This is a genomic window from Larkinella humicola, from assembly GCF_008727875.1.
Lineage (GTDB): Bacteria > Bacteroidota > Bacteroidia > Cytophagales > Spirosomataceae > Larkinella > Larkinella humicola.
This window is the reverse complement of record NZ_VTWS01000001.1, coordinates 1,858,092-1,874,628: the sequence shown is the minus strand read 5'-3', so window position 1 is coordinate 1,874,628 and position 16,537 is coordinate 1,858,092. Positions and strand designations below refer to the sequence as shown.

Annotated in this window: 12 protein-coding genes; 4 read left to right on the top strand and 8 right to left on the bottom strand. The window is 50.9% G+C overall.

The window, feature by feature from the left end; genetic code table 11:
• Positions 1 to 11 precede the first annotated feature (11 nt).
• The 4 genes from F0P93_RS07990 (at position 12) to F0P93_RS07975 (ending at position 7,793) form a co-directional block, all read left to right on the top strand.
• Positions 12 to 1,181: a sugar transferase gene (locus F0P93_RS07990; RefSeq protein WP_150875788.1), complete on the top strand. Its 1,170-nt coding sequence runs from the start codon at positions 12 to 14 to the stop codon at positions 1,179 to 1,181.
• On the top strand, positions 1,160 to 2,113 hold the full coding sequence (locus F0P93_RS07985) for a glycosyltransferase family 2 protein (RefSeq protein ID WP_150875787.1): 954 nt from the start codon (positions 1,160 to 1,162) through the stop codon (positions 2,111 to 2,113). Before F0P93_RS07990 ends, F0P93_RS07985 begins: the two co-directional genes overlap by 22 nt.
• 9 nt (positions 2,114 to 2,122) lie before the next feature.
• The gene (locus F0P93_RS07980) at positions 2,123 to 3,334 is read left to right on the top strand and encodes a glycosyltransferase family 2 protein (protein ID WP_150875786.1); all 1,212 of its coding nucleotides are present in this window, start codon (positions 2,123 to 2,125) and stop codon (positions 3,332 to 3,334) included.
• Positions 3,335 to 3,971: 637 nt separating this feature from the next.
• Positions 3,972 to 7,793 carry a carbohydrate-binding protein gene (locus F0P93_RS07975; RefSeq protein ID WP_150875785.1) on the top strand — a complete coding sequence of 1,274 codons (3,822 nt, stop codon included), beginning with the start codon at positions 3,972 to 3,974 and terminating at the stop codon, positions 7,791 to 7,793.
• A 110-nt stretch (positions 7,794 to 7,903) separates the two neighbouring features.
• On the opposite strand, the gene F0P93_RS07970 is transcribed toward F0P93_RS07975, so the two are convergent.
• The 8 genes from F0P93_RS07970 to F0P93_RS07935 form a co-directional block, all read right to left on the bottom strand.
• Positions 7,904 to 9,028, bottom strand: a complete 1,125-nt coding sequence (locus F0P93_RS07970; protein WP_150875784.1) for an NHL repeat-containing protein — start codon at positions 9,026 to 9,028, stop codon at positions 7,904 to 7,906.
• A gap of 131 nt (positions 9,029 to 9,159) precedes the next feature.
• Entirely contained in the window at positions 9,160 to 9,936 is a 777-nt protein-coding gene (locus tag F0P93_RS07965; RefSeq protein WP_150875783.1) for a glycosyltransferase, read from the bottom strand.
• Between the two features lie 49 nt (positions 9,937 to 9,985).
• A complete protein-coding gene (locus tag F0P93_RS07960) occupies positions 9,986 to 10,771 on the bottom strand; it encodes a glycosyltransferase (RefSeq protein ID WP_150875782.1) in 786 nt (261 codons plus the stop codon).
• 51 nt (positions 10,772 to 10,822) lie between these two features.
• The gene (locus tag F0P93_RS07955) at positions 10,823 to 12,130 is read right to left on the bottom strand and encodes a T9SS type B sorting domain-containing protein (RefSeq protein ID WP_150875781.1); all 1,308 of its coding nucleotides are present in this window, start codon (positions 12,128 to 12,130) and stop codon (positions 10,823 to 10,825) included.
• A 15-nt stretch (positions 12,131 to 12,145) separates the two neighbouring features.
• Positions 12,146 to 13,051: a glycosyltransferase family 2 protein gene (locus F0P93_RS07950; protein WP_150875780.1), complete on the bottom strand. Its 906-nt coding sequence runs from the start codon at positions 13,049 to 13,051 to the stop codon at positions 12,146 to 12,148.
• Positions 13,052 to 13,075: 24 nt separating this feature from the next.
• Positions 13,076 to 13,912 carry a PKD domain-containing protein gene (locus tag F0P93_RS07945; RefSeq protein WP_150875779.1) on the bottom strand — a complete coding sequence of 279 codons (837 nt, stop codon included), beginning with the start codon at positions 13,910 to 13,912 and terminating at the stop codon, positions 13,076 to 13,078.
• Between the two features lie 41 nt (positions 13,913 to 13,953).
• On the bottom strand, positions 13,954 to 15,078 hold the full coding sequence (locus tag F0P93_RS07940) for an acyltransferase family protein (protein ID WP_150875778.1): 1,125 nt from the start codon (positions 15,076 to 15,078) through the stop codon (positions 13,954 to 13,956).
• Between the two features lie 19 nt (positions 15,079 to 15,097).
• Entirely contained in the window at positions 15,098 to 16,534 is a 1,437-nt protein-coding gene (locus tag F0P93_RS07935; protein ID WP_150875777.1) for an MOP flippase family protein, read from the bottom strand.
• Positions 16,535 to 16,537: the final 3 nt, after the last annotated feature.

The window sequence follows — 16,537 nt, the reverse complement described above, 5'->3', positions numbered from 1 at the left end:
CTTCCATTTGTATGCTGACGGTTTTAGCGAACGGAACAACGTTTCGGGTTTTATACGTTGAAGATGACCCTCAGATGGCCGCTGATTTTAGCCAGGCGTTTGGTGAAACGGCATCCATTACGGTAGTGACCAGCCTGGAGCAGGCTCTTTTCTGTCTGGAAGCCGAACCCGGCATCGACCTGGTGGTTTTCAACGACCGGCTGAACAGCACCTCGTTCCTGAATGCCATTCGGGCCAATCCGCGTTCCGGAAAGCTGTCCACCATTCTGCTCACGGGCGATTCTCCCATTGACCTGACGGTCGAACCGTTTCGGGGCCGCGTCATCGATGTCTATCATTATGGCTATTCCGAAGCGGCTTTCCAGACCCGGTTATCGTACCTGGTTCGGAAAAAACAGTATGCCGAAACCGGCGGAAATGCTCACAAGCCCGTTCAGGTTCGGATGCCAATCGGAAAACGGATTTTTGACATCGTTCTGTCGTTTTTCCTGCTTTTGATGATTTCTCCCCTGCTGCTGGTGGTTGCCATCCTGGTGAAACTCGACTCCAAAGGGCCTATTTTCTACGGTTCGAAGCGGGTTGGTATGGGATACAAGGTGTTCAATATGTACAAATTCCGGACCATGCGCACGGATGCCGACCAGATGCTGGCGAGCATGGCGTCCAAAAACATGTACAACGTCGCGAAAGTGGAGGAGGCAACGGATCAGCTCTGCGACACCTGCCAACTGGCCGGAACCGGGTGCCAGCAACCGCTTTTTCTGGACGATAAACAGGTTTGCGAAAAAGTCCATTTCCGCGCTGAAAAAGCCAAGGCCATGTTTTCGAAGTTTAAGGAAGACCCCCGCGTGACACGGCTCGGCAAGGTGCTGCGCAACACGAGCATTGACGAACTGCCGCAGTTTTACAACATTCTCCGGGGGGATATGTCGTTTGTTGGCAACCGGCCGCTGCCGCCCTACGAAGCCGAGAAACTAACGGCTGCGGGCTATGCCCGGCGGTTTGCGGCCCCGGCTGGCCTAACGGGACTCTGGCAGGTGACCAAACGCGGAGGAGCGGCTGTTTCGGACCAGGAACGCATCCAGCTCGATGTGCTTTACGCCAAAAAATACTCGTTCAAAACGGACCTGATGATTGTGATACGAACCCTGAAGGCGGTATGGCAAAAGGAGAACGTGTAGCCAGCGTGCCACTGATTTCGCTGATTACGATCAATTACAACCAGGCCGTGGTGACCTGCGAACTGTTGGAGTCGACCCGGCGGTTGAAATACCCCCGCTTTGAGATCATTGTGGTGGACAATGCGTCCGCTGAAGACCCTACTGAACGCATCCGGCAGGGGAATTACCCGAACGTGAAGGTCGTGGTCAGCCCCGAAAACCTCGGTTTTTCGGGTGGTAACAACCTCGGAATGCAACACGCCAAGGGCGATTATTTCTTTTTCCTCAACAACGACACGGAAGTGACGCCGGACTTGCTCGATCAGTTGCTGGCACCCTTCGAAACCGACCCGACGATTGGCATTACCTGCCCCAAAATCCGGTTTTACGACCATCCGACAATCATTCAGTACGCGGGGTATTATCCGCTAAACCGCTATACCGGCCGCACCTGGTCGATTGGGCTGGGCGAAACCGACCGCGGGCAACACGACCAGTCCGGGCCAACGGCTTTTGCCCACGGAGCCGCCATGATGGTGAGCCGCCGGGCCGTGGAGGAGGGGGGCGCAATGGACGAATCGTTCTTTCTGTATTACGAAGAACTGGATTGGTCGATGCAGATTCAGCGGGCCGGTTTTCAGATCTACTACCAGGCTTCGGCCCTGATTTACCACAAAGAGTCGATTAGCGTGGGAAAAACCAACCCAATAAAAGTGTATTATCATACGCGAAACCGGCTGTTGTTCATGCGCAGAAACGTAAGCGGTTTTCCTCTGTTTTTTTTCTGCATCTACTATTTCAGCTTTGCCCTGACCAAAGCGGCTTTTCTCTACGCCATCAAGCGGCAGAAAAACTACCTTATCGCGCTGAAAAACGCGGTTCTCTGGCACTTCAGCAACAAAATCCACCAACCGGCCAAAGACGTTCTGCCGCGCGTGGTGGCGACTACTTAACAAATCACTATGGAAATTTTTCTGGTTGTCTGCGCAGGACTCGTGGTGTATACGTACGTCGGATACGGTATGCTGGTGTGGCTTTTGGTGAAAATCCGGGGGCGTCGGCCCGCCTTGAAAACCGATGCGGTTTTTGCGCCCGATGTTACGCTGATCGTCCCGGCCTACAACGAACTGTCGTGTTTGCCCGACAAGGTGGCGAACTCCTTTGCGCAGCACTATCCCGCCGATAAGCTTCATTTTCTGTTCGTTACGGAAGGATCAACCGATGGTTCGGCGGACTTCCTGCGCTCGAAATACGGCAACCGGATAGCGATCATGGAAGGCACGGAACGCCGGGGCAAGGTGGCCGCCATGAACCGCGCCATGCTGCAGGTGAAAACCCCACTGGCCATTTTTACGGACGCCAACACCATTCTGAACCCGGAAGCCGTACAGAATCTGGTCCGCCATTTTCGGGACCCGAAGGTGGGAGCGGTGGCCGGTGAAAAGCGGATTCTGACCAACGACAGCGAGTCCGCGGCCGGTTCGGGCGAAGGACTTTACTGGAAATACGAATCGTTCCTGAAACGCCTGGACTCCGATTTGCACACCATCGTCGGTGCGGCCGGTGAGTTGTTTTCGGTACGGACGGCCTTGTATGAGCCGGTTGAAACCGACACCATTCTGGATGATTTCATCATTTCGCTCCGTATTGCCGGTCAGGGATACCGCGTTGCCTACGAGCCGGATGCCTACGCAATGGAACGCCCGTCGTTTTCGATTGTGGATGAGCAGAAACGAAAAGTCCGGATTGCGGCCGGTGGTTTTCAGTCCATTGTCCGGCTGACCTACCTGCTGAATATTTTTCGCTATGGCTGGCTGACGTTCGAGTATGTGTCGCACCGGGCGATGCGCTGGGCCGTGGCGCCCCTGTGTTTGCCCCTGATTTTTCTGGCCAACGCCTGGCTGGCTATTCGGGAGCTGGGGATTGCGCCGTCGGGCCAGTATGGCTGGACGGTTTTGTTCATACTTCAATGTATTTTCTATGCGGCTGCCTGGGTTGGATATCGACTGGAAAAGAAGAATTTACGCTGGAAACTACTCTTCGTTCCGTTTTACTTCACCTTCATGAATGTCTGTGCGCTGGCTGGTTTAGTTCGGTATTTAAAAGGTAACCAATCGGGCACATGGGAGAAGGTTCGACGCGCCGGTGAAGTCGAGCGTACCTACGGGTTGTAGCTTACAAATATTGTTCGTCAATTAGGCATAGTCTCAGCAATGAAAGCCGGTAATCACGATCCGATTACCGGCTTTTTAAAGTATAAAAATTCCAATACGACGCTTTTTACCTCAATTGTTCTTTTAAGTAGATCGTTTAATCGCCATCATTCAGGCGACACTGACTGCGCATTATTACTTACCTTTCGGTTCGTGTTGAGTAACCCGTTCGGTATCCTTCGAACGGGTCTTTAGTCTCCAGAAAAAAAGCCTGAAGCTTCCTCTTCCCTTTTTTCAATTCTCCTCTGGTACGGGTATCCGGTCCGCGTATTTTTTGAGCACCCAAAAAAATCTGAAAAATGTAGAAAATAGTTGAAAGAATTTGCAAAAATAATTTCCCATTTCTGTGATTTTATTTTTAGAATCTAAAGCGATACTGTTCTTGGTATTTAAATCAACTACTTAAAATTTGCAAAAATATTTTCATGTCTGATAATCGTGCAAGCTCTTTTCATGATAAAAATCATTGAACTATAATGCTGATTCTGAGGTATATTTGATTGAAAGTGTTAGATTAAGTAGTAATTTTTCTGTTCTTAATCCACTTCCATTCTGTCAAACTTTATAGTTCATAACACATCCATTTCAGCAAGTAACTATGAAAAAAACTGTACTGACGCTTCTCTGTTTCATCACATCAATTGTACTTTTTGCGCAGACGGAAGAACGCATCCGGTTTGTGTCCGTGACGCCGAGTGAAGAAACGGGCCAGGATTATTCACCCTGGTTAAACGACAACACCGACAGTTTGGTGGCTCAGGCCTGGACGAATAACTTCAAGTGGGTGGATGTGACGCTGAAACTGGAAAAGAAAGCCCTCATCAGCCGACTGTCTTTTTTCGACGCGGAAGGGGTGTTTTCCGACAAACCGGCGTCGATTTATGCCGTGAACGGCACCGAGAAAATTCTGCTTGGTACGTTTGAAGGACCCACCTACATGACCTGGATCGACATGCCACTGGCTCAGGCGGTTTTTGCCGACGCCATTGTGATTCATAAATACAGCAACAACATTCCGCAAAAGATCAAAGCGTTTGGTCGGCCCATCACGGCCTTATCCGCTTTTACGCCCGTTCCGGGCCGGGTGGAAGCCGAGAGCTTTGCGGGAATGAACGGTATTCAAACCGAAAATACGGCGGATGCGGGCGGTGGCCAGAATGTTGGCTGGATCGATGACAACGATTGGATGGACTACCACGTCAAGGTGGCATCCGCCGGGGTATACACCCTTAAATTCCGGATTGCCAACGGATGGGGGAACGGGCAAATTGAACTGAAGACCTTCAATGGCACGGTGTTGACGACGCTCAGCGTTCCGCAAACCGGGGGCTTGCAGGCCTGGCAAACCATTTCGACAACGGCTTATCTGAACGCGGGAGAGCAGATTCTACGGTTGAAAGCGGTGGCGGGCAACTGGAATTTTAACTGGTTTCAGGTCGAGGGCGCACTACCGGTACCCGGCAAAATTGAAGCGGAAACGTTTTCCGGCATGAGTGGTATTCAAACCGAAACGACATCGGACGCGGGTGGTGGGCTGAATGTAGGTCGCATCGACGACAACGACTGGCTGGACTACAACGTCAACGTGGCGTCGGCCGGCCCATACGCCTTTCATTTCCGCGTTGCGAAACAATATGGTGATGGCAAAATTGAAGTGAGAACCGCTGCGGGAACGGTATTGACCACGGTAGACATCCCGTATACCGGCGGCTGGCAAAGTTTTTCGACGGTGAGCGGCACGGCTACTTTGCCCGCCGGAAACCAGATTTTACGCATTTACGCCGTGAAGGGCGACTGGAATTTTAATTGGGTCGATGTGCAGACAACCGCACCCGTGGCGGTGCCGTCGGTGATTACCTTTGCTGCTTTGTCGGACAAAACCGTCGGCGACGCGCCGTTCAATCTAACGGCCAGCAGCAACAACACCGAAACCGCCATTACCTTCGCTTCGTCCAATTCGGCGGTGGTTTCCGTTTCCAATTCAACCGGTTCCTGGAAAGCGACCGTGACCGGCGCGGGGACGGCAACGATTACGGCTTCTCAAACCGGCAATGCGAACTTCATTGCGGCCAGCAACGTGACGAGAACGCTCGTGGTTCAGCCTGCTCCAACGACGCCCCCAACCTCTTCCACCGCCGTTAAAATTCCGATTGAGGCCAAGCGCTGGTACCAGCTCAACAACGTCAATAATGGCCTGGAAGGGTTGTTCGATGGCGTGACGAACGTGGATGTCAACACGGGGTATGGCAAGGTCCTCAGCAACTTCGATGCCTATTATCCGCTGCAACCCGGAGAAACTATGACCATCGAAAGCATCAAGTTTTTTGATGGCTCCGGCATGATGACCGATAATCCGATGACGCTGTCGGTCATTACCGATCAGTGGCAGATCATCCCGATTGCGACCTTTACGGGGCAGGAATACAACGGTTGGGTGGGGCCGTATCCGACCCGGCCAACGACCGGTGACGCCAAATTCAGGCTGGATGTGCCCATCAGCAATGCCCGGTATCTGGTACTGAATGCGTGGTGGGGCTATCCGACCGAAATGGAATTGTATGGCAGCTATACGCCGACCACGGTTCCGGTAACACCGATTCCGCAGAAGTCCATTCAGTTGAAAAGTATGTTCGGTGCCAACGCTTTCGAGTGGGATTTTGAAGATGGACGCAACCCGGACATCATCGACGAGACGAAAATGAAAGCCGTCAAAACCTTCCGGGGCATTCGGCATTACATGGATTGGGAGAAACTGGAAGCCAACGAAGGCAAGTTTACCTACAACCCGACCCACAGCGGAGGCTGGAATTACGACGCCATTTATGAACGCTGCAAAGCCGAAGGCATCGAGGTGCTGGCCTGTCTGAAAACCCTGCCGGGCTGGATGCTGGCGACGTATCCGGAAGATCAGCGGGATTCGGAAAATGTGCCGCTGCGCTTCGGGAGTGATTTCACCAACCCGGCTTCGTACATCGATCAGGCCAAAGTCGCGTTTCAGTACATGGCCCGGTATGGCTCCAACCCGAATGTAAATCCGGCACTGGTCAGTGTGAACAGCACTCCGCGCTGGACCGGCGATCCTGTCAATACGGTGAAAATCGGGTTGGGATTGATCAAGTACATCGAGTGCGACAACGAACGCGACAAATGGTGGAAAGGCCGCAAAGGGTACCAGACCGCCCGCGAATATGCAGCCAACCTGTCGGCTTTCTACGATGGTCACAAAAACACCATGGGACCGGGCGTTGGGGTCAAAAACGCCGATCCGAACGTGAAAGTGGTGATTGGCGGGATGGCTTCGGCCTATGCCGGACCCGACTACCTGCTGGGCATGATCGACTGGTGCAAGCAATACCGGGGCTACAAACCCGATGGTACCGTCAACCTGTGCTGGGATGTGATCAACTACCATTTGTATCCCGACAATTCCAATTCGTCACAAAGCGGGACCTCCTCGCGGGGCGCGGCTCCCGAGATTTCTTCGGCGGTGAGTGTCGTACAGAAATTTGTGGAAGCGGCTCACAAGTACGCGTATGATATGCCGGTTTGGGTCACCGAAACGGGGTATGACGCCAACCAGGGCAGTCCGCTGAAAGCCATTCCGATCGGCGACAAAAACGAATACCAGACCCAGGCCGACTGGATTTTGCGGACGGCGTTGTTCTACGCCCGGTCGGGGGTGGAGCGGGTTTTCTTCTACCAGATGTATGATGATAACTTCCTGAATCCAACGCAGTTTGGTTCCTCCGGTCTGATTAACCAGGACTTTACGCGCAAACCGGCTGCTGACTTTATTTTCCAGGCCAACAAGCTGTTGGGGGAGTATACCTACAAACAGACAATCAGCACCAATCCGATTGTCGACCGGTATGAATACCAAGGCAAATCGGCCTACGTGCTGGTGGTGCCGGATGAAGTGGGCCGGACGGCGTCGTATACATTGAATTTGGGAACGGCGGTTCACGCCAAAGTCTACACGCCCAAAATGGGACGGGACACGGCTGACGTTCAGACGATTCCAACGGTTGCCGGCAAGGTGACGTTAACCGTGACGGAAACCCCGATTTTTGTGATTGCTTCCGATCAGGTGGTGACGTCAGCCACGTCGACCACCGCAACGGCCCGGCTGGGTTCGGCAGAATTGACAGACCAGTCGCTGAACCAATCGGTTCGGGTATATCCCAATCCGTCCGTTGATGTTGTTACAGTCGATGTGGCCAATGAAAACGCCGGACCCGTCGAAATCAACGTGTTCAGCGGCAGCATGGGAACCCTGCACAAGCAGGTGAATGGGGTGAAATCGTCGGGCGGTTATTCGCGCGAAATCAACGTGTCGACCCTGCCGGTGGGGATGTACATTCTCGAAATCAAACAGGGCACCGAGCGGACCTTTCGAAAAGTGTTGAAAGCGAATAAATAGGGCGGTTTTGTGGGGTAACGGGCGGGCTTCAGCCGTTCATTACCTGATCATAACCAGTGTGTTCAGCGGTACCGGAATCACCCGGTACCGCTTCTTTTTGCGCTGCCCGTTTAGTTCCAGCGAATGGTTGCCTTGCGGATGCAGTGGTTGAACTTGTCGAGAATAAATACGTCTCCTTTCTGATTGACGGCTATTCCGAAGATGCCGTGTGAGAACCCGGGGCGGTTTTCGGCATAATCGGTAGATACGGTGTTATGAGAGAGGCTGTACACATACTCATCCGGCGTGACGACATCCAGTGATCCCCCCGTGTCGTCCACGATGAATAACTGCCTGCTGGCCGGGTCATAGTGGGTTCGGTACGGCTGGAAAACGGTTGCCTGACTACGCGGGCAATCCTTGCCATAGCCAGTGCCGAAATTGATGTAGGTGGATACCGTTCCGTCGGGCGTAATTTTTCGCACTCGCCGGTTTCCCCAATCGGGCACATAGACGTTGCCGGCTTCGTCGAGGGTCAGGTCTTCGAAGGTGCAGAATTCGGCCTGTTTCCCCTGGCCGTCGCCGTAGTTGCAAAGGGCTGTATTGACCGGAGCTTTTCCGGCCAGCGTCGTAACGGTGCTGGTGCTTAGGTTCACTTTCCGAACGCAATAATTCAGCGCATCGGCGATGTACAGATTCCCGGTTATGTCCATCGCAATGCCTCTCGGTGAATAGAATTTTGCCGTAGCCAGCGGGCCGTCTTCGTAGCCATTCAGGCCGGAACCACCATTCAGGCGTGTTGCCTTCCCATCGGCACTGATTCGGAAAATGCCGCTGGCAACGCCCTGTGCATCACCACTTTCGATGGCATACAGCGTCACTCCATCTCTAGGATCGACACAGATGTCGGTGATGGAATACAGTCCTTTCGTGAAAGTGGTGACGTTTCCGGCCGGGTCGATCCTGCGAATTACGCTGCCGCCCGTGTAGCTATACCGCTGGTCGATGACGTAGAGATTCTCATTCTTGTCCACCGTCATTTGCGAGGGGTAACTGAACCGGGCTGCTGTACCCTTTCCATCCAGATTGCCGGCTTTCGTATCGCCCCCCACAACGGTGGTGATGGTAACGGAAGGCCGGCGTTTCCCCCCCGACGACGAATGGTTCGGCGCGGGATCATCAGTTTTCGGGGTCGTACAGGCCAAAGCCAGGCCCGTCAGCAGGGTAAAGCTGAAGCGGTAAGTCGTTGATTTCATGGAGCTTGTTGTTTACAAGGATTCGAAGCTCCAAAGTTGCCAATCAATTTCTTACTTCCCAACCGCGGATTCGTTGAAACGAAAAAAGCCGCTGGTGAAGCGGCCGGATGGTTCATTGAAGAGGATAGCGGTCAGGAAAACAGCAGATCGTAATTGTACTTAACCTGGCGATACAGGGCGCGCCCCCAGACGACGAAGAAATTGGTATTCTCGTGTTTCCAGTTGCTGCGGGTAACCGTACTCGGTTCATCGTCGGAGTTCTTCTGTTCGAACATGGCATTAAAATCCGTCAGGAAAACGCCTTTTCCTTTGTTTTTGATAAACGAAAGACACATTCGGTACTCGGTTTTATCAGACTTGATGCCTTCCACATACCGGCCAAATTTATCCAGAAACGAGCTTCGTCGCAGGTGCGGATGGTCGCTGTAGTAGTAGATTTTGGTATAGTTGGTATACCACGGTTTGTAGTGCATGTGGGAAAAACCGTTTTTGAAAGGCGTCAGATACGGATACGGATAGTAGGCGTAGAACCGGACAATGTCCAGCTCCTTGTCCTGATTCATCATCGCCAGGGCGTCCTTGAAATAGGCCGCAAAGGTGGGCTTGGGAATAAAATCCTCCTGAACATACAGTGTATACGGCGTCTTGACGGCTTCCTGTCCCTTGTTAATGTTGTTGGCCAGTCCTTTATTCTGCGGGGTGGTAATGAGCCGAAATGTGTAGTGTTTTTTTAGGTCACGAATGGCCTGTAAATGCTCTTTTTTACTGCCATCGTCGGAAACTACAATGTCATCAAACGAACAGTTTAACGCTTTAAAGGTACGCAATAAACGTTCCAGAGAACCGCTGCGGTTGTAATGCGTGATCAATAGCGTGACGTCTGAAAAGTGCGTTGAGTGGGAATCCATAGGCTCAGTATTTACGGTGGGTAACTCGATTCGGTGTGGAGAAAACGGTTCACTCTTTCAACAGGGCTAATTCGAACGTATTTTTAAGAAGCCGGTATTTTAAATACCACCAGCGGGCGAAAAGCAGGAACGGATTGGTGCTTTCCCGCCAGCTTGCGCGGTAAAATGTACTTGGTTCGCTGGCGGAATTTTTCTGATCGAATACCGTCGTAAATTCGTTAAAAAACAGCCCTTTCCCTTTTTTCTGAATCACGGAAAGACACATCTGGAATTCGGTGACATTGACATCTTTTCCTTCCACATACCGTCCGAATTTTTGCAGGAAATTACTCCGTCTTAAATGGGGGTGATCGCTGTACAGATAAAATTTCAGGTGATTGGCATACCAGGGGCCGGGTTTGTAAACCATGCGTGAAAAGCCTTTGCCATACGGTTCGAGATAGGGGTAGGCAAAGTAGGCGTAAAACCGGACGAGGTCGAGGTCTTTCTCCTGATTCATGATGTCCAGCGCGTCCCTGAAGTGGGTTGCAAACGCGGCTTTTGGCACAAAATCTTCCTGCACATACAGCGTATACGGTGTTTTGACGGCATCCTGCCCCTTGTTGATGTTGTTGCCCAGTCCCCGGTTTTTCGGCGTGGTAACGAGCTGAAAATCGTACCGCTTCGTCAACTCGGTGAGGGCGTTAACGTGTTCCGGCTTGCTGCCGTCGTCCGAAACCACCACACCGTCGAAGGAACAGTTCAGGTCTTGAAAGGCCTTTAATAACCGCTCCAGCGAACCGCTGCGGTTGTAATGAGTGACCAGTAAGGTAACGCCCGGAAAGTGATTTTCCATAGTTTTAAAGTAAGTTGAATCGTTGCGATCAGCGCCTGTAAAAACCGTCTTTCAGCGCAATAGCAGTACCTGACCGGTTTTTATATACGCGCTGGTTTTCTGGTTGGGTTCAACCGACTGATACGTTATTTTCCAGGGATAAACGCCTTCCATACACGGCTTTTCCTGGTACATTCCGTCCCATCGGGGTCCGTTGGTGTCGGTTTTAAAAATGACACTGCCCCACCGGTTAAAAATTTCTAATTCAAACGATACGTTGTCTTCGTGGTAAATAGCCAGGACATCATTAATCCCATCCTGATTGGGCGTAAAGGAATCGGGTACATAAATTTTAGGACCCCGACATTCCGACGCCCGAATCGGTGTAATGCTTAACGCATTGGACACGGTTTTGCAGGACGTATTCAGCTCCGTGATCGCATTCGGAAATTGCGTACACACCAGGCGGTAATACCGTTTGTCGGCGTACGTAACCGGAATCACGTACGTTGAGCCCGTTGCGTTGGGAATCGCTTCCCACCTCACACTATCCCTGCTTTCCTGCCATTGATACACCGGTTTGTCATAACCAGGGCCCAGCGACGAGGTCACCAACTGCGTTGTATTCGCGCAAACAGCCAGGTTTGAACCGGCGTTGCCGCTGTGGCTAATCCGGAGCAGCGGGTGGCAGGGTCGAAACTGAATGTCGTCCAGTGCCAGGTCGTTGCCGCAACCGCCCGGCCCGTTGTTGATCAGCTTCACCACCACCGTGTTGCCATCCGCTGGCATCGTGAACAAAATCGAATAGCGAATCCAGGTGGGCGTCATGGATCGCCCGATGGCACCCGTGTTGATCACCTGAATGCTGCTGCCGTCGGCCCGTTCAATTTTCATGGTGATGTTCGGGTCCAGCGGTACCGGCTCGATCGGATTGCAGCCATTGGCCCGGATAGGATTCATCAAATTCAGAACCCAAACCGAAAATTCGTACGTAATGCCCTGACACAGACCCGGAACCGGCTGACTGTAAAACTCACCGGCTTCATAAGACGCATTCACAATGGCCATCACCCCATTGTTGTCATCCGGCGTATGATCTTCTTCTACCGTGTGCCAGGTCGAACCGTAGCAGTGGGTCGAATTCGCCAGGATGTATTCACCGTCACCTGGACAACGATCGGCTACAAACTGATACGTCGTTTTGCCCGTTTCCAGGGGCGTGACCACGCTGCTGCCAAACGTCTCGTTGATAATGGCCTCCCCTAAAACGCCGTTGCAGGACTGCGCAAAACCGGTCGTTAGCAAACCCATACCCAGGAGCATCAGCAGGATGGTTTTGCGAAATAGCATCTGTCCTGCCGCCGTCCGATCAGTAACCATAAAACGGGATTCGGATCAGGACGGGGTGGTGCCGGACGCCGAAAAGGGCAGTCTCAAATCGCGGAACGCCTGCCGGACACGGGTCGTAAAGGCTTTGGTGAGGCTGCCGTCGGCGATCAGCCGCCGGTCGCTCGTCCAGACCCGCGCATTCGGATCGGTGACCCGAACCGTACGGCCTTTTCCCTGCTGTTGCAACGACAGCGACATCCAGCCGTCTTCACACTTCCCGGAGGGCGGGGGTTTGATCCCGGCGGCCACCAACTCGGCCACCGAGCCTTCGCGGCCGCTATCCAGCGCAAAACCGCCCACCGCCAGGGCGTCGGCCCGGCGAAAAGCAAAGTTGAACCCATAGACATTCATGAACACCTTGTCGCGGTTTCGAATGTTGTTGACGAGCTGCGCCGTTTTTTCGTAGCCCCACAAGGCCAGCCGCGACGATTTCTGACTCGGCAAAAACGAATACAGCCCGTAGGTACAGGCAATGTCCGGATTGTGCAGGGGCGCCGTAATGGCCTCCGCCCAGCCCGAGGGATACAGACAATCCGCATCCGCATTGGCCATGTAGGTTCCCCGGGCTGCTTCCAGACCGGCCTGCCGGGCAAACGCCACACCGGGCCGGCGTTCGATAATGGAACGAACCCCGCACTTGTCGAGCAGTTCCTGCGTACGGTCGGATGAGTTGTTGTTCACCACCAGCAGTTCTGCCGAATGGGAAAGTTTCTGATCGGCCAGCGACGATAGCGTGTGCAATAAGTTAGCCTCTTCGTTGTAAGCCGGAATGACGATGGAAATCTCCGGTTTATCGACGGTGTATTGGGCCAGCCGGGAGCGTAACTCCTTGAGTTGTCCCGAAGTAACACTTTCCGGATAATAAACAAATGAATGTTTAGAAAGCCAGTCTGGTAAAAGTAGATTGCTCACGGGCTTACAGGTTGAAGTTCTGACTTATTGAGCTAACAATTTCATGCGGCACTCGCCATTTTTAACCGTAATCACACCCGACCACGAACGGCTCTTCGACTGGGCATAAAAGCTGTAATTTCCGTCGGTATTCTGGAACGTAACATTACCATCCAACCCGCAGGAGGTGGGGACTCCGGAGCTCTGAACAGTATTGATAACACCCTGCATGGCGTTCGCAACGTAGACTTCAATATCGGAGCCGTCGCCCCGGCCATTGGTGTAGAACATTACACTGCCTGAGGTCGGGATTCCGGTGATCGAAACGCTTTTGGAAACCTCGTCGGTGCTGTTTCCATTCTTGGCAATTAACCGCGCGGAAAAAATGCCGTTGGCTTTAAATTCGATGATCGGATTGGCGTCGGTCGAGGCCTGTCCGTCGCCAAATTCCCATTGGTAACGGTCAGCATTCACGGATTTATTGGTGAACTGGATGCGGCTGGCCGAACCACTAACCGGTGCAAAGTCAAAACCGGCCGTGACGTATTTTACCAAACCGCCAATTTCGATGCTGTTGGAAACCTGGTCTTCTCCGACGTCATTTTTGGCCGTCAGCACAATCGTATAGGTACCGTCGGTTTTGTATTCGATTTCCGGCGCTTCATCCGTCGAAGCACGCCCGTCGCCAAATAGCCACTGATACCGTTTGGCATTGAGCGACTTGTTGGTCAGCTTTATTTTTCCCGGCGATCCGGTTACTTTTTCAACCGAAAAATCAGCAACGGGTTGGGGCGTAATTGTGGGCTGACAACTGATCGCAATGAATACGAGTGGGATCAGATACACAACGGAGTTGATGATAAAATTTGACCTTATTTTCATGAATACTTTCTTTTGACTTCTCTTTCTCTAAACGATTTTTGTTAACTTATTTTTGAAACCACCTTCTTTTTTCCAAACGAAACGGCCTTAATTCCTTTGTTGAAACGCATTTCTATGTGGTGATAGGTCCATTGTGACACGATATAGATCAGGTAATAATTTAAGAAAATCAGATAGACATAGGCCGAAGGAGGGAGCTTGAGCAACCGGATAAAAATCACATTAAACAGACTTAATAACAGCGTATGCGTCATGTAAATAGAATAACTGTATGTTCCAATGTTTTTTAAGACGTTCGATTTTTTTAATAGAGCCGAAAGGAGGCCCCGTTCGAATGAAAAGGTCAAAATGGCAATGAAAAAAATCAGTTCATAAACGAATCCAATTGCTTTTAATTCTTTTCCAAAATAAATCATGGCGGCCAGAACCAGCATTGACAGGATTTCAACTATTGAAAAGAATCCTGATTTTAGGGTAACCAATACCGGATAAAACCGATTGAAAACGTAGTAGCACAACGAACCGGTAAAAAAGCCGATGACTCCTCTTAAAAAACCGTAGTCGAAGCTATAATTGATTTCATACCGACCCGTTATTACGACCAGAATAAAGAGTGCCAGAATCGGCAGTAAACCCAAAAAAAGGTATTTCAGCGCTTGCAACCCGGTTTTGAACAGCACCACCAGCACGGCACCAAAAAGCAGGTAGGAAACCATTTCTGCACTGATCGACCAGCTTGGAATATTCCAGCTCACGTCGTGGACACCCGGCATTTTAACCGAATTCAGCAGGAAGAGGGAGGTGAAAAAGGTAAAGAGACTATTGCTTTCGTTAAATGGCTGATTGATGTGAATATAACTTGAAAAGTAGAGCTTGATATTTTCGATAATGACGAAACAGATCAGTAAAATAAAATGCAATGGATAGATTCGAAGCAAGCGCTTTTTGATAAAGGTTCCGAACTCAGCTCCGGTCGCCATGGTGGGGTAACTATACGTGATGACAAAACCGCTTAATACGAAAAAGAAATCGACAAACATGTCCGAGTTATCAACAAAAGAATTGTTGAGTAAGGGCGTGTCGGCAAAGGGTGATGCATGAAACAGGACCACCATTGAAGCAAAAATGCCCCGGAATATATCGAGAACCTGGAATCGATGTTTCATGAATGGATTCTGGTCGGTTTTACAACGATTGTCGGAATGTTCTGATTTCTGGCAGGGTTACTTTATACCGCAACGTCAGGGTTAAATAAATCAACCCGCCAATGGCAACTTCCGCTATGGTATTGAGCACCCCGGCATAACCGACAAAATATTTATAAGCAAAAATCATCAACACCATCAAGGCACAGAAACTAAGCGGTTTGATGATGTTCGCTAAAAATTCTTTTATAAAATTTCCGATGAGCGAATGAGCGATGTAAAAATTCAGAATTAAACTGATGAAGGTGGTCGTCAGATACGAAAAAGCAATGCCCGTCACGTGCCAGTATTTCCCGAAGAAATAGAGCAACGGCACCTTGATCACCAGGGTAGCCAGGTTTAAGTAGAACAGCAGATTGGGTTTTCCTTTCGTGAAGGCCAGGGTGAACAGCGGATGGGCCAGACAGCCAAAAAAACTTTGAAAAACAAAGATCTTAATCAGTGGAATGGTGTTGTCCCAGCCCGGCCCGTAAAACAGCGGAACAACGCTTTCGGCGGTGATGTATAAACCGGCCAGTAACGGCAGATTCAGGTAACTGATAATATCCAGAATTTTCAAATACGAGTTTTTTAATTCCAGATCATTGCCCTTCATCTTGGCCAAGACCGGATAGGCAACCTGCAAAATAATGGGATTCAGTTTGTTGATGGGAAAAACCGCCAGTTGATACGCGATGGTGTAATAACCCAGGGACGTTACACCCAGCAAACTGCCAACGATAATGTTATCCGCATTCCCCTGGATAAAACCGATTAAACCGTCACCGACATTGAACAACCCAAACCGGAGATGCTCTTTAATGATGCTGAGGTTGAAATAAAGCGAAGGAATAAAATACTTTAAACCGAGGATAATGGACAGGGCTGTTCGGACGACGTGCATGATCAGATACCCAATGATCAGGGACGTTTCGGCAAAACCGTTATAGGCCATGGCGATGGCAATGGACGTACCGGTAAAGGTGCCAATGATTTCAATGATGGCGACCGATTTAAATTGCAGTTCTTTCTGGAGAATGAACAGATAAATCTGGCCTAAATAATTAATAATGAAATAAAAAGATGCCAGTTTAATGACTTTGTCCAGCCTGGGTTCGTGGTAAAACGACACGACGAGCGGGGAGCTGAAATAGACGATCAGGAAGACGGTTCCTCCCAGTAATAAACCCATAAAGTACAGGGTTGAAAGTACTTTGGGGTCGCTTTCCTGCTTGGAAATAATGGAGTTGGAAAAGCCTAGATTGCTGAAAATGAAAAAGAAATTGATGATCAGCGTGCTGACACTGACCACCCCAAAAATAGACGGTTCCAGAATTCGGGCCAGAATGGAAACCTGCAGAAACTGGAACACCGTCGAAATTACGGTGGAAATTGTGATCCATTTCCCGCCACTGATGGCCTGTTGTTTCGTACTCATGTT